The organism is Sulfurovum sp. MH2-6 (assembly GCF_058374785.1).
Genome location: NZ_CM178170.1, coordinates 1034704 through 1053571, shown reverse-complemented (window position 1 = coordinate 1053571; position 18868 = coordinate 1034704). Strand labels below are relative to the sequence as shown.

Here is an 18868-nt window from a genome sequence, read left to right as displayed (position 1 = left end):
CAACCTACCTTTGAAACCCTGCTCTGTCTACGATGCCGCCTTGGCATCTGCTTCTGGTTTGCTTTCCTCTTTGCAGCAGTCTGCCTAGATCATCGCTGCCGCTTCCAAGGTGCAGCCAAAGTTCTGTGATCATTCCTCTCTCACACCGCAGCTCTACTCTTTTTCCCGCTCCTTGGCCGAAGGTACGATCAACGATCGATCTGACCTGCTGAAGCGTTACATGTTTGCCTATCTGCTGTTCAAAAAAACGGCCGACCTTGGAACTGTTAAACTGTTCAGTGAAACTCACTGCATCTTCAAAGTACTCTGCCGCATCCGTACCATAACAGCTGCCGTGCTTGATCCACTCATGCTTATGCAGATCCGAAGCGTAGCCCGGCATGACCTTCTCCAGTCTTGCCTCCAGCGCCTCATCCATCACCAGACATGGCAGGTGCTGCCACTGCCCGTGCTTATCCATCTGCAGAAGTTCCCTATCGACATCACAATAGATCCGTGATCTGGGCTGAGGCCAAAGCCCATGCAGAACAAAATGTTTCTCTCTGTACTTTCCTTTTCCCAGAGCGAACAAACTGCGCTTGCACTCTTTTCTGTGGCGGTGTGTCTCACAGTAGGCATTGTGCCAGGAGAGCGCAAGGATAGTATCCTCCGACTTCGCCTTGCCTTTTTCTCCAGAGTGATCATATGAGTTTTTCTCTTCTCTACTATTTCTCCCGAAACAGCGCTCATCCACCCATCGCTGTGCAGGGTTCTCTCCCTTGACAAGGATCAGGTACTGCCCTTTATGCTTCCTCAGTACCGTATAGGTTTTTTCTCTCTCAAGTATGACATTCTGGGTATTTTTCGTATGTTTGAGGTTGTTATAGGCCGGACAGTTCTGTAGCGGATATGCCTCATATCTGGCAAAAAGTGTGTAAGTGAGAATAAAAAGCCATAAGAGAAGTCTATACATCGGATTCATCATACCTCATTTTGTCTATTGTACGCTAAAACGCCTATAACATTTTTTTATGTATACTCATATATCAAAAGATATCAAGGAGAAAACACGCTATGAATGTCACCAATGAACTTTCAGATATGAGCATAGAAAAAGTACAAAGCGGATATTATCATGATTTACTCATGAACTTTCTTACCGAATACGGAATGAACTTGATCGGTGCGATACTGATCTTCTATTTTGGTAAGATCATCGCAAGGTCACTGGGCAGACTCTCAAAGAGGCTCATGCAGAGGTATGAAGTGGATGCGATGCTTGTGGACGTGGTACAGGCTACGATCTACTACTCGCTGTTAATTGTCGTTATCATCGCTGCTTTGGGGCAGCTTGGTGTTGAGACGACCTCATTTATGGCAATCCTCGGTGCGGCAGGTCTAGCTGTAGGTTTGGCGCTCAAAGATACACTCTCCAATATCGGTGCGGCGGTGATCATTTTGATCTTCAGACCCTTTAAGATCGGCGACTATATCAGTGCAGGCGGTGCAGAAGGCAAGGTGGAGAGCATGAACCTCTTTAACACTACGATCAGCCCTGTGGACAACCGTACGATCATCGTACCGAACTCGGCGATCACCGGTGGAAATATCATCAACTTCTCCAACAAAGCGGTGCGCAGAGTCGACCACACCGTAGGGATAGGCTATGATGATGACCTCAAAAAAGCAAAAGAGGTCCTCTACGATGTACTTACCAATAACCGGTATGCTCTCAATGACCCTGCTCCGCTTGTCGCGGTCAAAGAACTGGCAGACAGCAGCGTCAACTTCACGGTACGCGTATGGGTCAAGTCAGCTGACTACTGGGATGCCTATTTTGAGGTGATCGAGCAGATCAAGCTGGCCCTTGATGAAAACGGTATCTCTATTCCATACCCTCAGATGGATATCCATCAACCCAAAGTTTCTATCTGATGCCGGATGTGCTCTCTGAGCACCTCCACTGCTTCATGAGATGGTTTTGTCGATATTTTCTCTGATCTGTGCCAGTCTCTCCTGATACTCCTCTCCCTCACCATAGTTCAAAAACTCTTTAGAGTATCGATGTCTGTAAAGGGTCTTTTTCGCATGTTTGATAATGAGTTAGATTCAATACTATGCTGATGATAAAGAAGAAGATTTTCTATTCTTATTTCATTAGGCAAATAGGATTATTTTTCTTCTTTTGTCATTCTCTGGTATACACCTAAACCAATGACTAACATAACAGCGGTTAATAATAAAAAGGTGGGATATACCAATAAGCTGATGTCTTTCTTTGCTGCGGAAAAAACGAATACCAAAGCTTCAAGCGAGATGGCGATAATAATAATGACAAGAAATTTTATTAAGATCATTCTCTGTTTCATACTTGTCTCTTCGCCATGGACTTTGAACACTTCCTCCTCCATCAAAAATCTCGACACATCAAAGATCGCTGTACCAATCACAATAAAACCTACTGCATCAAGAAGGGAATTAGTAAATAGCATTTGTTCATGTAGAGAAGTCCAAATAGAATAGAGCGATGAAACAATCATCGCAAGGCTGATAATTCCAAGTGATAAACTGATGAGACCATAGACGGTTCGACTGATTTTATCAGTAATAAGTTTTGAGATACCCATAAATACTCCTTGGGTTTAATTTGATTTTTTTAAACACAACTATCTATCTACAGATTATATAACAACCAAAAAATAAGATCGACTAAGAAATATGAGTTTTCCTACAAACGCTCTAAAATACGATGTAGAGGGATATTAAGAAGTTTTTCCTAAACTGTCAGTGTAATTGACTGTCAGTAACAGCCAGAATCAGCTGACATTTTTTTAGATCGTCAGTAAAGCCAGAAAATAGTGACGGAAAGAATGCACTATCATTGGTATTGAAGTATTGTCTTTTTACTTATAAAAAAATCAATTTAATTTGTAGTATATTTTGAAAAAAATTATAGTTATAGTATGACTAGTATTTTATGATATTGTTCTTAGCTAAAAGTTTATTAGCATCTTTGATAGCTAATCCTGATTTAGAACAGGCAGTATCAAATAATTCATTATTTTTTAAAAGTCTGATTAAAACTTTCAATCTTATTTCTTTTGATATATGATTTATTAATATATGATTGGTAAACATGTTTCTCCTTATGATTTAATGTGATTGGTTGCGGAAGATGGATTTGAACCAACGACCTTTGGGTTATGAGCCCAACGAGCTAACCAGCTGCTCTATTCCGCGACAGATAATAGATATTGAAAATGAATAGTACCTACGTAAGTACAATGTGTGTGAAGTTTTGTAAAAAGATAAGCGTGTTTCTTTATAAACTATTGGACAGATCTCTCTGTCCAATGATGGTTTTAAAGAGCAGTAACATTTTCAGCCTGTGGGCCTTTTTGTCCTTCGCCGATCTCAAAAGTCACTTTTTGACCTTCATTGAGAGAAACACGGTCGTATCCGTTACTGTTGATCTGACGATAGTGTACAAATACATCATCCCCGCCATTTTCTTGTTCGATAAAACCGAAACCTTTGTCACTGTTGAACCATTTTACTGTTCCATTTATTTGAGTTGCCATTGCAATTCCTTTAGTTGTTAATACATATCATTACTGAAATGTTCAAAATATAATGTGGAGTGTTCTTTTGGGAGGATAATACTGTAAACTATAGGTAAGCAATAAAAATCGTGCCTAAGATGAAACTCTAGATCATCTTTGATAAAATCATTATAGCTGAATAAATTAATAATAGCAAATAATAAATTTAATCATTGCTTTTAGTCTATGTTTATGCTTTTTGTTACAGTGGATAAATCGTATTCTTCAAACTTGAAAACTAGAAAAAGATAGTGGGTTGGATAGAGTTCCTTATAAAATTTTTATCGGTGTTACATTACGGATGCAACCATCTCCAATAAGTAGACTTGATTGTGAAATAACTCTTCTTTATCGGTGACACAAAACTCTGAACAGTCTCAGCTTTCAATTTCTCTTCCAACTCTTCGATCTGGTTAATAATCTCTTGGATCTTGCTGTTCATCTTTTGCCTCCGGTTATACTCTCATCATATCATAACACAGCTATCACCCGTAAAGTGCGCCGAAATGCTCTTTATAGGTAAGATAAAGCCTTGTGTCAAACTCAAGCTGGTGATACTCCGGTTCGATATGGACACAGAGTTTGTAAAAACTTTTGGTATGTTCTTTCTCTTTCAGGTGGGCAAGTTCATGTGCTACGATCATACGTAAAAACGCTTCAGGTGCTTTTTTGAACAGTGTCGCGATACGTATCTCGTTTTTTGTCTTGACCTTTGCACCTTGTAGCCTTGTAACATAGGTATGTGTCCCCAGTGCTTTGTTGATATCTCTGATCTTTGAGTCATAGATGACTTTGGAAAGCGGTGCAGCATTTTTAAGTGTGCTGTTTTTCATCTCCTGCACCAGCCCGTAGAGTGCCTTGTCTGTAGTATAGGTATGCGTCTCAGGGTAGCGGGAAAGCAGGTACTCTCCCAGTTTCTCTTCTTCAATGAGTTTTTCTACCTGCGCTTTAAGTTGGGTGTTATATCCGTTAATATACTTTAGCATATAGGATTATAGCCTATGTTTATCTTAACTCACGATAGTGTACAATTGACAAAAAAGGCAAAACCCTATGATCTTTGAGAGCCTTGACTTTCTCCATGAACTTCCGCTGGAAGCGTATACCAAGCACTTTGGAACATCACATAAACCAAGACACAGTTCCCGTACTTTTCGCTCAAATATGATGCTAAATCCGCTCAAATTGAAGCATCTCAACCGCATTGACTGCAGCAGTGCAGATATGATCACCCTCAACCTTGAGGATGCGATCGCACCCAGTCGTAAAAAGGAGGCACTCTACAACATCGCACTCTTTCTTTCTCACATGCAGAGATCCAAAAGCTTCATTATCGTACGTACCAACCCTCTGGATGAAGGCGGAGAAGAGGAGATCGCTTTTCTCAATGATTTCGGTTTTGATGCGGTACGTGTGGCTAAAGTCAAAAATGAGCTGGAGATCGCACGTGCCCTTACCCTCCTCTCGCATGACAAAGAGCTGCACATTTCGCTCGAGACGAAAGAAGCCTATCAGAATCTAAGCCGTTTTCATTTTGATGAACGTTTTACGGTAGCCAACCTCGGTATCCTTGATCTGCTTACCTCGCTCGGGCTGCCCCAGTCTATCGTCACGCTTGGCAACCCTACCATAGACTATATTCTCAGCAAGTTCCTTGTCGATGCGAAAACAGCCGGTATCCACCCTATCTCTTTCATGTTCCAGGAGTATAACAATACGGCAACCTTCAAAGCCTGGTGTGAGCATGAGAAGAGGATGGGATTTGAGAGCAAAGCCTGCATGGGTCCAAAGCAGGCGGATATCGCCAATGAGCTCTTCGGTGTAGATCAAACAGCCCTGCAGAGAGCCAGACATATCAAAAAAGTATTTGAAGCCAATGCTTCCCGTGGAGAGAACGGCTTTATGGATGAGAGTTACGGTTTTATCGATGAACCTATCTACCGTGATGCACTCCTGTTACTGGATCAACAAAAGGAAGCATAATGCTGCGGATCATGCTTCTTCTACTGCTTCCATACCTCCTCTTTGCCAATGAGGATAGACCCCCTATCCCCTATGACTTCCTCTCCAAACAGCAAACACAAACGTTCATCAAACGGATGGCTAAGAAGCATGGCTTTAAAAGCAGCTATATCAAAGAGGTACTGGGTCATGCGAAGCTTGACAGAGACACCCTGGCAAGATATACCGGCAGATACAAGAAAAATACCACGGTAGGAACCTGGCAGAGATTTAAAGCACATGTTCTTGATCCCGACTCGCTTGAAAAAGCCGTAAAGTTCAAAAAGAAGTATGCCAAAGTCCTGAAAAAAGCGGAAGCCGACTATCATATAGACGCTGAATATATCGTGGGTTTCATCGGGGTTGAAAGCAAGTTCGGAGAGTTTAGCGGTGACTACAGGCTGCTGGATTCGCTTGCTACCCTGGCTTTTCACAAAAACCGTATGCAGAAATTTTTTAGAAATGAACTGGAACACTTCTTTTTGATGTGCCGTGAAGAGGGATTTGACCCCTACACGATCCAGGGATCCTTTGCCGGTGCGATGGGAGTGGTGCAGCAGATGCCTTCTATCTACCGAAAGTACGGCATGGACTATAACGGTGACGGGGAAAAAGATCCATGGTCGCCTGAAGACGGCATAGGGATCATCGCAAGGTTTATGCATCAAAACGGATGGAAGCAGGATGCACAGGTAGCCATCAGGGCTGACTTTAAAGGAAACCGGTACAAAGGGCTTAAGACAGGCTACAAGACCTCCTATACCCTCTCCAAACTCAGAAACTTCAGTGTCACACCTAAAACGCATTATGAGTTCAGAAAAGCAAAACTGATCAAACTCACAGATAGAGACTTCGATGAGCTATGGCTGGGAGCTCCTAACTTCAGAGTCCTTGTCAGATACAATCCAAGCTCCAACTATGCCATGGCGATCCATAAGATCGCGCAACATGTCAAAGGGTCAGATAATTTTTTTCAAACGCTTTTTGACTAAGCGGCTTGGAGAAATAGAAGCCCTGGTAGGCATGACAACCGTAAGAGGCCAGCAGATCAAACTGCTCTTTTGTCTCTACCCCTTCCAACACGACATGGAGTCCGAAGTTTTTTGCGATAGAGATGATCGTAGTCACCATGACCCGATCCGTCTCACTCTCATTAAAATGGTCAATAAAGGTCTTATCTATCTTCAACTCATCTACATTCAGTGTTCTAAGATAGTTCAAGGAAGAGTATCCTGTACCGAAATCATCCATCGAAAGAGAGATACCGATCGCTTTCAGCTCCGAAAGTATCTTGATGACCTTATCAATATCTTCTGCCAGGACACTCTCGGTGATCTCAAAGACGATCTTGTGTCTATCCTTCTCGTCAAGATATTTTTTCATCAGCTGCTCAACTTTGTCGACAAATCCCATATAAAAAAGCTGTCTTACACTGATATTGATCGAGAACTGCCGGATATCAACCCCTTGGCTGAGCCACGCCTTAAACGTTACTAACGATCTCTCCAGAACATATTCTCCCAGCTCTATGATCACACCGGTACTCTCTGCAACAGGGATAAACTCATTGGGACATACGACACCCAACTCCGGATCTTCCCAACGGGTGAGCACTTCACACCCTATAACCCTTTGATCCCTATCCATCTGCGGTTGGAAATAGATCTCTATATTATCCTCTTCCAATGCCAAGTGCAGACTCTGCTCTATCAAAAGCCTACGTTCTACACGCTTTGCCAGTGCCCTGTTAAAGAGAATCACACCGTCTCTCCCGAGTGCTTTTGCCTCATACATCGCGATATCAGCCTCTTTGAGAAAACTCTGACCGTCGATCTGTGTATTTTCAATCTTACTCACCCCTATACTTGCACTGATATAAAGATGGTGATTCTCAAGGATATAAGGCTCTTTGAGTTTCACAAGCAGCTCTTCCGCAAACGCTTTAATATCCTCAATAGAGGTACGATCGTTAAACTCTTTGCTTACTACGACAAACTCATCTCCACCCAGCCTCGATACCACATGGGCCAGCTGACAGAACCCGCTGATACGCTTTGCCACCTCCCGGAGGAGAAGATCGCCTACATCGTGTCCAAGAGAATCATTGATATTTTTAAAGTGGTCCAGGTCTATCAGTAAAACATAGGCTCTTTTTTGTGTGACATTGAGCCTTTCAATCATGGACTCCATATATTCAATAAAGTAGCGTCTGTTATGAAGACCCGTGAGTGAATCATACTGCCCTTTATAATAACTTGTCTCCAGAAGTTTATTGGTATTGTTCGATGCATAAAGCAGCACACCTAAAAAGATCACTGAAAAGATCGAAAGTACATACCCGTACCATGTACCGATCAAACCAAAGTAGAGAATTAAAGGTGTCATCAGGGTTATCAAAATAGGTACATACATCTTCTTGTCTGAGACAAGAAGCGTTGAAGCGACTACTGCGGCGCCAAGCTGCGTAAAGATAGCGATATAGTGAAGGTTATATTCTGTTTTTGTACAGTAGAGTAAAAAAGCAGCCATCCATGCGCCGAAAAGAAGATACATAAAAACAACAACTTGCTTATACCATCGTGACAGCTCATCCTGATCCATCTTTTTTTGTATAAATTGACGATCCAGGTGTATCCCGTAAAGAGAGATCAATACCATTGCCGCATACCATAGGATGGCAGAGTAAAAAGTACCAAAGAGGTATCCGAAAAAAACGTACGCGAGACCGGGGATCAAAGATAACCAGACCAAAAGTCTGATCTGGTGCTGAAAGAAGGTGTAGTATTTTTGCTGTTTCATACTAAATATTTATCTACAGTCTACTCCTCTACACAGGATTACTTCCCGATCATGATATCGGTAGACTTGATCAAGGTAGAAACAGTTCGGCCTTTTTCCAATCCCAGTTCTCCAATTGAGTCTGTAGTAAGAACCGCAACAACTCTATCCTGTTCTCCTATCTCTATCACTACCTCTGCATTGACCTTTCCTTCCCGAATGGTCTCTACGACACCTTCAAAACAGTTCTCGGCACTGATACGCATCTCCCCCGTACCCACGAGAACTGAAGTGGACTTAAAGATAGCAGTCACATCATCCCCCACCTCAAGCCCTAAAGCATCTACCGCATCATTCGTGATCACAGAGATGAGTGTATTACCGCTTTTTAGCTGTACAAAGAGCTGAGAATTTACCATGCCCTTTACGATTTTTTTTATTGATCCCGAGAGTTGATTTCTTGCACTGATCTGCATGGATAGCCTTCCTATTGTTTTGAGTGTACCTTTATCTACATCGGTCACCAGTTTCAGTCTTTCCAAAAAGCGCTTCTGTTCTTCTTTGAGTATGGTATAGGTCTTAAGCAGGTTTTCACCATACCTCGTCAATGTCGTACCTCCACCGCCTTTACCTCCGGTCTCCCTGGATACAATGGGGGTATGAGAGAGGTTGTTCATCGTGTCAACCGCATCCCATGCCGCTTTATAGCTCATCGGTACCGCTTTGGCCGCTTTGGAAATAGAGCCATGATTTTTGATCGCTTTTAGAAGCTCAATCCTCTTTTCAAGCAAAAAAGGCTGATCAGACAGCTCCAGTGTAAGATTTGATGTAAGCTCCATATTTTCCATCCTGATAACTTATGGTTAAGTGTTATAATATATTATATATCAATAGTTTTAACTTCACTTTATCTTCTATGCACTACTCTATCCCTCAAGGAGAGAATCAGTATATTTCAAAAGAAGGAGAGATAAAGTAAAAGGTGAAATCATCCGCTTTAACCTAGAGACTAAATGAAATCAGTCAATAGTTTTTTCAGCAGTTTCTCAAGTGTGGCCTGTTCGCTCTCATCAAGTTTGGAGAGTACTTCCGTGTTGATCTTCACAACATCCCCGAATGCATCGGTGACAAGCTTTTCGCCCTCTTTGCTCAGCAACACAAGCAGACTTCTTTTGTCTTTCTGAGAGGGTATCCTCCGGATCAGGTTTTTCTCTTCAAGTTTTTTAAGAAGCTTTGTCATACCACCCGATGAGAATATCATACTCTCATAGAGGTTGGTCGGACTCATCGGTTCAATATGACACAACAGGGTCATTAGGACATCAAACTCCGATGTGGAGATATTGTATTTGGTAGAGAACATTTTCTCTTTTTTATCACTGACAAGCTTATTGATGAGGACAAAAGGCAAACCGATATTTACCAACATCGTAGAATCAGGATACTGTTCAGCTAAATTCTCTTCAAAAAACTTACTCTTTTCCTCAATAAAAGCTAACATATCCTGTCTCATCTGGCTACCCTGTATCTCTTAAAGTCATTTACTGCGATAATTGTATAATAAATTAGATAATAGTTTCATTGATTAATCTTTCTAGAAAGATAATTTAAGCTAACTCATGATATCTTTCCGGAAAGATTAATATCACAATACAGGAGAAATTATGAAACCGATAAAGACAAGGTGCCTGAGTACCCTACTCTTAAGCACACTTTTATTAGGATTAAGCGGATGCGGCGATAGCGACCCGGATAAAAAAAGTCAAGCGTCCCAGACACAGAAGATGCCTCCTCTGCCAGTTGCCGTCCATCAGGTGCACTACAAGGATACCGCTATAGAAAAGACCTATCCGGCCATCCTCAAAGCCTATGAAAAGGTAGATATCGTGGCGCGGGTTTCGGGTATTTTGGAAGAGAAACATTTTACCGAAGGGGCCATTGTCAAAAAAGGTGATCCACTCTATACCATAGAACAGGATATCTACCAAGCAAAACTGGAAACGGCACAGGCGGTTCTGGAAAAAGCCCAGTCAACACTCGACAGGGCTGAAAAAGACTGGAAAAGAGCAAAGGTTCTGAAAAAAACCAATGCCATCAGCCAAAAAGAGATCGATACCTATCTCTATGAGTATACCAATGCCAAAGCGGAACTCTCCAATGCCAAAGCCAACCTGAAACAGGCGCAGATCGAATATGACTATACAATGATCAAGGCACCGATCAACGGTATCGCAGGGATCAAAGAACATGATATCGGGGACTATATACAGGTAGGTGCAGAGAGTGCTCTCCTAACGACCATTACCAATACCGATCCGCTGCATGCAGAGTTCTCCATCCCGAAAAGCGATCTACCGCTTTACCTCTCCCAGATCAAAAAACCCGGAAAAGTGATCAAAGTACTTGAGGGAGAAAAGAGAGAATCCGAACAGAACGGAACGATCGATTTTATCTCTCCTGAGATCGATCAGACTACCAATACACTCCTGATCAGAGCGAAGATAGATAACCCGAAAGGTACGCTGCTGGCAGGGAATTTTGTCAAAGTCAGTATCAAGGGGCTGGTGACTCCGAACACGGCAGTGATCCCGGAAGAAGCACTTCTACAGACACCGAAAGGTGCGATGGTCTATGTCGTCGAAGACGGCACTGCCAAGATAAGACCGATCCAGATAGGTACCCTTACCAAAGAGGGGATCATCGTCAACGGCGGCCTCAAAGAGGGTGAGAAGATCATTATCAACAATATCCCGAAAGTACGGCCGAATGCCAATGTCGTTGAGATGGGGAAATAGATGTTCAGTGCATTTTTTATAAAAAACCCGGTCTTTTCTGCGGTTGTCTCTATCATTATCCTCCTTGCAGGTGCTGCTTCTATGGCAACATTGCCCATAGAGCAGTACCCAAGAGTTGTGCCTCCACAGATCGTGGTATCCGCGGCTTATCCGGGGGCGAGTGCCGAAACACTTTCAAAAACAGTCGCTGCACCGCTTGAGGAGCAGATCAACGGTGCGAAGAATATGATCTATATGAGTTCAAAAGCGGAAGACAGCGGAAGGGTCAGTATCAATGTCTTCTTCGAGGTCGGTACAGATCCGGATGATGCCAAGATCGATGTCAACAACAGAGTGCAGGTTGCGCTCTCTCGTCTTCCCGAGGCGGTACAGAGACAGGGAATCAGAGTCTATGAGAGATCACCGAGTATGCTTTTGGTCTCTCTTTTCTACTCCCCTGACGAAAGCAGAGATACCACCTATTTGTCAAACTATGCGCTGATCAATGTCACGGATGACCTCAAAAGGATCAAAGGGGTGGGTGATGTCGTGATCTTCGGAGCAAAAGATTATGCGATCCGTGTATGGATAGATCCTGAAAAACTCGCTCTATACGACTTGACACCCCAAGATGTGATCAGTGCGGTCAAAGAGCAGAATGCACAGTATGCAGCAGGACAGTTCGGTGCCGAACCCCTGGATGAGAAACAGATGTTTACCTATACGATCCTGGCTCAGGAGCGCATGAGTGATCCCAAAGAGTTTGGCGAGATCATACTGCGTTCGCAGAGAGACGGTGCATCGCTTAGAGTGAAAGATGTAGCAACCGTAGAACTGGGGGCGCAAAACTACAACCTCATCTCCAAACTGGACAAAGTACCTGCGATCCCGGTAGCGCTATTCCTTCAGTCAGGTGCCAATGCGCTTGAGACGGCAGAAGCAGCAAAAAAAGTACTTGCCGCTGCAGCTGAAAGTTTTCCGGAGGGCGTCTCTTATGAGATCCCTTATGATGCTACGAAATTTGTAGAGATATCCATCCAGGAAGTGGTACATACCTTCATTGAAGCGCTTGTACTCGTCATTGCTGTTATCTTCCTCTTTTTACAAAACTGGAGAGCGACACTTATCCCTATGTTGGCAGTACCGGTATCGATCGTCGGTGCGTTTGCGGGGATGCACCTTTTTGGTTTCACGATCAACCTTTTGACACTTTTCGGTCTGGTACTTGCCATCGGTATCGTAGTCGATGATGCCATTATCGTGATCGAAAACGTCGAAAGACACATGAGTGAAGGACTCAGCCCCAGAGAGGCCACCTTTACTGCGATGAGAGAGGTTTCCAGCGCACTGGTGGCGATCGTTCTGGTACTCTCTGCGGTATTTATCCCGGTAGCATTCCTTGGAGGCTTGACGGGAGAGATGTACAAACAGTTTGCCATCACCATTGCCATCTCTGTGGCGATCTCCGGTTTTGTTGCACTTACCCTGACCCCTTCACTCTGTGCAACGATCCTGAAACCTGTACACAGCGAACCCAAAGGTTTCTTCAAGTGGTTCAATAACCTGTTTGAGAAGCTGACAGAGGGTTATACGAAAACCGTCAAGGCGACGATCCGATACAGCCTGATCAGTCTCCTCCTCTTCGGTGCATTGATCTATGCCTCTTTCGATATGCTAAAAATGATGAAAACAGGACTGGTACCGCAGGAGGATGAGGGAACGATCTTTGTCCTGAGCTATAACCCTCCGGCATCCTCCCTCAACAGAACAGAGGAGTTAACGGATAATATCTATGATGTCATCGCCAAAAACCCGAATGTCAACCATGTCGTATCCTTTACCGGACTTGACTTTATGACATTTGCAGAAAAAACCAATGCTGCGGCAACGATCGTCAAACTTAAACCGTGGGACGAGAGAGCGCTTCCAAACCAGCATGCCGGTGCCTTGGCGGCACAGTTCTCCAGAGAGATGATGGCGATCCCTAACGGATTCTCGATCCCTGTACTCCCTCCTCCGATCAGAGGTATGGGGATGACCGGCGGATTTGATATGTATGTCCAGAGCAGAACCGGTGCGGATATCAACGAGATCAACGGCTATGTCCAGCAGATCATCCAGAAAGCGAACCAGCGTGAAGACCTGGTAGGCGTCAGAACAACACTCAATGCCAATGTACCGCAGTACAGGGTACTGGTCAAACTGGAAGAGGCAAAAGCGAAAGGCGTGAGTGTAGCCGATATCTATGAGACGCTGAATGCGACATTCGGAAACTACTATATCAATGATTTCAACCTTTACGGACGTACCTACAAGGTCAATATCGCTTCAAAAGGCGAATTCAGAAAGGACCCTCAGGACCTGGACAAGGTCTTTGTAAGAAACAGTGAAGGCGCGCTTATCCCTGTAGGTTCTCTGGTAGAGTTTACCAAAGTGACAGGCTCTGACCTTGCAGAACGGTTCAACCTCTTCCCTTCGGCGAAGATCTCCGGACAGCCTGCACCGGGATACAGTTCGGGGGATGCCATCAAGGCGATCGAAGAGGTCGCTGCTGAAGTACTTCCGGAGGGATATTCTCTCGGTTGGATCGGAACGGCATTCCAGGAGAAACAGATCGCAAGCAGCAGTACCCTCGCCTTTGGTTTCGGTATGATACTGCTCTACCTGATACTCGCAGCGCAATACGGAAAGTGGGCTATGCCACTCTCGGTCATCCTTGCCGTTCCGTTCGCAATATTCGGTGCGATCCTTGCGACACTTCTGAGAGGCCTGGAAAATGATATCTATTTCCAGATCGGTCTGTTGGTGCTTGCCGGACTGGCAGCAAAAAATGCCATCCTGATCGTGGAGTTTGCGATGCAAAAAAGAGAAGAGGGATTGAGTGTATATGATGCGGCGATCGAGGCTGCCAAGATCAGGTTGAGACCGATCATTATGACCTCTTTGGCCTTTACGCTGGGAGTGATACCGCTCGCGATCAGCAGCGGTGCAGGTGCAGCCAGCAGACACTCTATCGGTACAGGGGTCATCGGGGGGATGCTTGCGGCAACATTTATCGCGATCGTCTTTATCCCGCTCTTTTATGTGTTGATCTCAAAACTTAGCTTGAAAAAGAAGGAGGCAAACCAATGAAACATCTGACTTTAGCCTTGAGCCTCTTGATAATAAGCGGCTGTTCGATGACCCAGGATCCGAATATTCCGACTACTGCACTTCCGCAAAACAGCGGGATCAAGGAGAACGAAAGCGTATTACTAAACGATATGTGGTGGAAAAATTTTCATGACAAGGATCTCAATCATTTCGTTGAAGAGACGTTGGACAGTAACAGTGACCTCAAGATGGCCGCCCTCAGAACAATGCGCTTTAGAGAGCTGTTAAATATCAAAAAGAGTGAACAACTTCCAAAAATTGATGCATACGGGTCTGCTTCAAAGACAAAAAGCTATATGGTCTCATTTGATCAGGGCTTTAAGTACGATCAATTTGATCTGGGCGCTATGGCTTCTTATGAGATAGATCTCTGGGGAAAACTCAGAAATTCAAAAATGGCCGCATTTGAAGATATGATGGAAGAGTCCTACCTCAAAGAGAGTATCAAGCAACGCGTGATAGCTGACAGTATCATCTCCTATTTTGGTCTCAAGACCAATACCAGGGTCTATCAGATCACCAAAGAACAGTATCACAATGAGCAAACATTTTATACCTATATGCATGATCAATACAAGGCCGGTTTGATACGAAAAAGCGATCTGCTGCAGGAAGAATCTCTACTGGAGATGTACCGTGACCAGATGATCCAACAAAAAGATATCTTAAGTGCCTATAACACGGCAGTCGCTACGCTTCAAGGCAGAGAACCCAAAGATATCTATCAAAGCAGATACACTGTAAAAGCTGCCCGATACAGCGCTCACTCTCTGCCTGTACCGTCAAACCTTCCGTCGGATATACTCCAAAGAAGAGCGGACATCCAGGCTGCGGAAGCCAAAGTGAAGTCCAGTGCCTTCCAGGTTTCCGTTGCGAAGAGTGCCTTTTTCCCTACCATTTCACTAAGCGGTGCTGCGGGGTATGTAAGTGGTGACCTCAACCGTCTGTTTGGTTCCAACAACGACACCTACTCTGCTGAGGGAAATATCCTGGCACCGATCCTGGATTTCGGAAAGCTGCAGGCCAACTTGGAAGTTACCAAAATTGATCAGAAAATCGCACTGCTGGAGTATCAGGATACGGTGAGAAAAGCGTTTGGTGAGGTAAAAGACAGCCTGCATACTTACGCCTCAAATAAAAAGAGGCTTGCTTCCCAGGAGAAAAGATACCGTGCGATCAGTCAGAAAAGAGAGATCATTGAACAACAGTATAAACAGGGCTTTGCTACCCATCTTGAGTTCCTTGAAGTCAGAAAAGAAGCATCTGAAGTTGCCCTCTCATTGGAGAGCATTAAATTCGAAACGTTAAAATCCGCTGTCGCACTCTATGTGAGTCTCGGTGGAGGATTTATCGTTGATACGAACCATAAAGATATCCAAGGTTCCGAAAGCTGACACGGTGGTGTATCCCTTTCAAAAAAGGGTACATCAAAGAAGCATCACAAATGTTGTTTCAATCCCCGAAAGAAGAGCAGTCGTATGATCTGAAGATCACACCCCCGCTGCTCTTCTCTCTTCATTAATATAAAGCTCGGTCAGGACCTGTACCATACTATCGATTGTTTTTGGAGTCGTAGACTCCTCAACCGTATGGTAGCCGATCGTCGGAAACTGCAGTGTAGCTCCTTGTATCTGTCCCTTTGAAGCATTGATCAATCTTCCAAGCTCAGTGACACCCAGTGAGCCTTTTCTATTCTCCTGCGCCATCATGTTTTTCAAGTAGGCATCTTTAAAGTGATAGCTGATACTGTTTTCAATCGCAATCTTTTTTATCCTATTTTTCATCGGTGACCTGAATACGGCATTTTCGTCCCTGTTACGCAATACGATATCCAATCCGTTGATATCTTCATAGCTATTGTAAGGGCTGGTATCCAATACCAACAACTCTTTGGTCTCAATATCAAACCGTCTAAAGTATTCAAGCAAAAACCTCCAGCTGCGCCCTGCCTCTTCTGAAGCGGTAAAAAATGCAGTCCCCTGATACCCCAGGTGATAGAGGTAAAGGATCATAGCTACCGAGATCACATTGTCTAACTGTGCGGAGACCAGACCCTCCTCCAGGACATCCAGCTTATCCATAAACGCGATAGGCGTACCCGGGGAGAGATAATCCAAGCCGTCTATTTTGAAAATAATATTGTGCCTTCGCTCGCACAGATAGGCATCAGTGATCATACCAAGCCCAAGATACCCTCCCGACCAGGGATTATACGCCTGAACCTTTTGGTCTATAAAACGCATCTCAAAGTTCTTCAGAAGTTGTTCGGAGTTTGAATTTCCCTGAAGATCTGCCTGGTTTTTGGCAATAAAAGCAGCATACTGAAACTCATTATACCCCGTACATATCAGGCCGTGTCTATCTGCATGGGCAGAGATATATCCGCTTTGAGGGTTGGAACCTTTGGCAACCAATACACCATCATAGTACTCTACTTTCAGGTCCATCTCTTCAAGTTCGCGTTTCAAAAACATAAAAAAAGGGTGTTCGGCACCCACTACGCAGGGAATTCTGATCAACTGCTTCAATATATCGTAAAAGAGTTCCATCTACTCTATGATCTCCTCGTTATTAAGTTCTATAAATTCACTCTCTTCTATCGCATTTTCAGTAAAATGCTCGATCTTGTTCTCTGCTGCTTCAAGGTTACTGAATTTTGCTATATGAAAGACCGCATCCCCCTCTTGTACCAACGGGATCTCTGATTTTCCTATGATAACTCCGTCAAATTGTGCGAGCACTTCATAATGGCTGTCATCAAAAAGGTCATCAATATGGGCGATCACTTCCTCTTTTTTTACCGTGTCTCCCAGTGCCTTCACCGTACGTACGATACCGCTGTGTGTTGCTCTGGTCCATCTGCTGGTCCGGGTAACGACAGGAGTCTTTCTGTGTGCTTTGCTGATCTGTTTGGGCAGCATCTCATTTTCTCGAAGCACATTGATAATCCCCTTTACACCGATACGGATACTCTTTTCATCAAAGCGCAGTGCCTCTCCTGCCTCATAGAGAAGGATCGGTATATGATTTTCCTGGGCCACGGCCCTCAGTGATCCATCCCTTATCTCAGAGTGCAATATCACAGGTGCTTCAAATGCTTTCGCCAATCCGAAGGTATAAGCATTATCGATATTTGTCCTTATCTGCGGAAGGTTTGACTTATGTATCGAAGCAGTATGCAGATCGATCCCCAGATCACACTTACTGACAATCTCCTGAAAAAAAGTGTAGGCGATACGGCTTGCCAATGAACCTTTGGTACTACCGGGGAAACTTCGGTTCAGATCTCTTCTGTCAGGCAGATAGCGTGAGAGTGTCATCGTTCCATAGATATTGACGATAGGGACCAGAATGATTGTCCCTTTCAGTCTTTGGAGAATCTTAAGCCTTCGAAAACGCCGAATGATCTCAATACCGTTGAGTTCATCTCCATGGATCGAGGCACTGATAAAGATGGTCGGCCCGCTCTTTTTGCCGCTTATCACACGAATAGGAATTTGTGTAGGTGTGCTGTAAAGCTTTGGAAGATCCAATGTCAGCTTTGTCTCCTTGCCTCTATGTATAGGAGTACCGGCAATTGTCAAGGGTCTCTTTGGCATTTTATACTCCGATCGAATCTTTCTTTCTGCGCTTGCGCTTAGCCGTCGTGTCACTGTGCGGTGTCACATGTGCCTCGATATAATCCATGATCTTACCTGCGATATCTATACCTGTAGACTTCTCTATACCTTCCAACCCAGGAGAAGAGTTTACCTCCATCACAAGCGGACCACGGTCGGAAGGGATCATATCTACACCGCATACTCCCAGTCCCAATGCTTTTGCTGCAGCAAGAGCCGTAGCCTTCTCTTTTCTCGTAAGCTTGTGTGCTGTCGCACTTCCCCCTTGATGAAGGTTCGACCTGAAGTCCCCCTCGGCACCCTGACGTTTCATCGCACCGACAACTTTCCCATCTACGACAAGTACCCTGATATCTGCACCACCGGCCTCTTCGATATACTCCTGAACCAAAAGGTTCACTTCCATCCCATAAAAGGCATCTAGTACCGATTTTGCAGCTTGCTCACTGTCTACCAGTACTACTCCAACCCCCTGTGTTCCTTCCAGTATCTTAAGTACCAGAGGTGCACCGCCACTGAGTGCGATCACATCTTTGGCACACGATTTATTGGAAGCAAAGACAGTTTTTGGCATATCTACCCCATTTTTGGAAAGTACCTGCAGGCTTCTAAGTTTGTCACGGCTTCTTGAAATTGCAAGATTTCCTGAAGTACTAAATGCTCCCATGATCTCAAAATGCCGCACCATTGCAGTCCCGTAGAATGTTCTACTTGCACCGATACGGGGGATAATCGCATCAGGGGCCGGTAACTCTTCCCCCATATAATTGACAATAAGTTTCCCCTTCATGATCTCGATGTAACATTGAAGGTAGTCGATCACTCTGACCTCCCACCCTCGCTGCTCGGCTGCCTCAACCAGTCTTTGTGTTGAGTAAAGTTTTGTATTGCGGGAAAGTATATAAACTCTCATGATTTTTCCTGATAATAGATGAAACAAACGATAAAATTCTCTTTGTTT

General features: G+C 44.2%; 17 protein-coding genes and 1 tRNA gene. 6 read left to right on the top strand and 12 right to left on the bottom strand.

What is annotated here, in order from left to right:
- Positions 1–4 precede the first annotated feature (4 nt).
- Positions 5–952 carry a ribonuclease T2 family protein gene (locus AC4JOV_RS05325; protein WP_491522194.1) on the bottom strand — a complete coding sequence of 316 codons (948 nt, stop codon included), beginning with the start codon at positions 950–952 and terminating at the stop codon, positions 5–7.
- Between the two features lie 101 nt (positions 953–1053).
- On the opposite strand from AC4JOV_RS05325, the gene AC4JOV_RS05320 reads away from it, so the two are divergent.
- Complete coding sequence (locus AC4JOV_RS05320) at positions 1054–1914, top strand: mechanosensitive ion channel family protein (protein WP_229936183.1); 861 nt, start codon at positions 1054–1056, stop codon at positions 1912–1914.
- A 236-nt stretch (positions 1915–2150) separates the two neighbouring features.
- Here the strand turns inward: AC4JOV_RS05320 and AC4JOV_RS05315 are convergent, their stop codons facing one another.
- From AC4JOV_RS05315 to AC4JOV_RS05295, 5 genes are all read right to left on the bottom strand, one after another.
- Entirely contained in the window at positions 2151–2606 is a 456-nt protein-coding gene (locus AC4JOV_RS05315; protein WP_229936184.1) for a general glycosylation pathway protein, read from the bottom strand.
- 340 nt (positions 2607–2946) lie between these two features.
- A complete protein-coding gene (locus AC4JOV_RS05310; RefSeq protein WP_229936185.1) occupies positions 2947–3117 on the bottom strand; it encodes a hypothetical protein in 171 nt (56 codons plus the stop codon).
- A 25-nt stretch (positions 3118–3142) separates the two neighbouring features.
- Positions 3143–3219 (bottom strand) — tRNA-Met (locus AC4JOV_RS05305).
- Between the two features lie 122 nt (positions 3220–3341).
- Positions 3342–3560: a cold-shock protein gene (locus tag AC4JOV_RS05300; protein ID WP_229936186.1), complete on the bottom strand. Its 219-nt coding sequence runs from the start codon at positions 3558–3560 to the stop codon at positions 3342–3344.
- 506 nt (positions 3561–4066) lie between these two features.
- The gene (locus AC4JOV_RS05295) at positions 4067–4567 is read right to left on the bottom strand and encodes a M48 metallopeptidase family protein (protein WP_229936187.1); all 501 of its coding nucleotides are present in this window, start codon (positions 4565–4567) and stop codon (positions 4067–4069) included.
- Between the two features lie 67 nt (positions 4568–4634).
- Here AC4JOV_RS05295 and AC4JOV_RS05290 point away from each other — a divergent pair, with 67 nt between their 5' ends.
- The gene (locus AC4JOV_RS05290) at positions 4635–5564 is read left to right on the top strand and encodes an HpcH/HpaI aldolase/citrate lyase family protein (RefSeq protein WP_229936188.1); all 930 of its coding nucleotides are present in this window, start codon (positions 4635–4637) and stop codon (positions 5562–5564) included.
- A complete protein-coding gene (locus AC4JOV_RS05285; RefSeq protein ID WP_229936189.1) occupies positions 5564–6574 on the top strand; it encodes a lytic murein transglycosylase in 1011 nt (336 codons plus the stop codon). The genes AC4JOV_RS05290 and AC4JOV_RS05285 overlap by 1 nt, the downstream gene beginning before the upstream one ends.
- On the opposite strand, the gene AC4JOV_RS05280 is transcribed toward AC4JOV_RS05285, so the two are convergent.
- From AC4JOV_RS05280 to AC4JOV_RS05270, 3 genes are all read right to left on the bottom strand, one after another.
- Positions 6534–8381 carry a putative bifunctional diguanylate cyclase/phosphodiesterase gene (locus AC4JOV_RS05280; protein ID WP_229936190.1) on the bottom strand — a complete coding sequence of 616 codons (1848 nt, stop codon included), beginning with the start codon at positions 8379–8381 and terminating at the stop codon, positions 6534–6536. The genes AC4JOV_RS05285 and AC4JOV_RS05280 overlap by 41 nt on opposite strands.
- A 38-nt stretch (positions 8382–8419) precedes the next feature.
- A complete protein-coding gene (locus tag AC4JOV_RS05275; RefSeq protein ID WP_229936191.1) occupies positions 8420–9199 on the bottom strand; it encodes a TOBE domain-containing protein in 780 nt (259 codons plus the stop codon).
- Between the two features lie 170 nt (positions 9200–9369).
- Entirely contained in the window at positions 9370–9861 is a 492-nt protein-coding gene (locus AC4JOV_RS05270) for a MarR family winged helix-turn-helix transcriptional regulator (protein WP_229936192.1), read from the bottom strand.
- Between the two features lie 163 nt (positions 9862–10024).
- On the opposite strand from AC4JOV_RS05270, the gene AC4JOV_RS05265 reads away from it, so the two are divergent.
- The 3 genes from AC4JOV_RS05265 to AC4JOV_RS05255 are packed head-to-tail and all read left to right on the top strand — an operon-like array spanning position 10025 to position 15681.
- Positions 10025–11155, top strand: a complete 1131-nt coding sequence (locus AC4JOV_RS05265; protein WP_229936193.1) for an efflux RND transporter periplasmic adaptor subunit — start codon at positions 10025–10027, stop codon at positions 11153–11155.
- A complete protein-coding gene (locus tag AC4JOV_RS05260) occupies positions 11156–14266 on the top strand; it encodes an efflux RND transporter permease subunit (protein ID WP_229936194.1) in 3111 nt (1036 codons plus the stop codon).
- Positions 14263–15681, top strand: coding sequence for an efflux transporter outer membrane subunit (locus AC4JOV_RS05255; protein ID WP_229936195.1), 1419 nt, complete (start codon positions 14263–14265; stop codon positions 15679–15681). Before AC4JOV_RS05260 ends, AC4JOV_RS05255 begins: the two co-directional genes overlap by 4 nt.
- Positions 15682–15777: 96 nt before the next feature.
- Here the strand turns inward: AC4JOV_RS05255 and AC4JOV_RS05250 are convergent, their stop codons facing one another.
- Genes AC4JOV_RS05250 through rimK form a run of 3 tightly spaced genes read right to left on the bottom strand, consistent with a single transcriptional unit; the run spans position 15778 to position 18820 of the window.
- Complete coding sequence (locus AC4JOV_RS05250) at positions 15778–16836, bottom strand: zinc-binding metallopeptidase family protein (protein WP_229936196.1); 1059 nt, start codon at positions 16834–16836, stop codon at positions 15778–15780.
- Positions 16837–17886, bottom strand: a complete 1050-nt coding sequence (locus tag AC4JOV_RS05245) for a succinylglutamate desuccinylase/aspartoacylase family protein (RefSeq protein ID WP_229936197.1) — start codon at positions 17884–17886, stop codon at positions 16837–16839.
- A 1-nt stretch (position 17887) separates the two neighbouring features.
- Positions 17888–18820, bottom strand: a complete 933-nt coding sequence (gene rimK / locus AC4JOV_RS05240; RefSeq protein WP_229936198.1) for a 30S ribosomal protein S6--L-glutamate ligase — start codon at positions 18818–18820, stop codon at positions 17888–17890.
- Between the last annotated feature and the right edge of the window lie 48 nt (positions 18821–18868).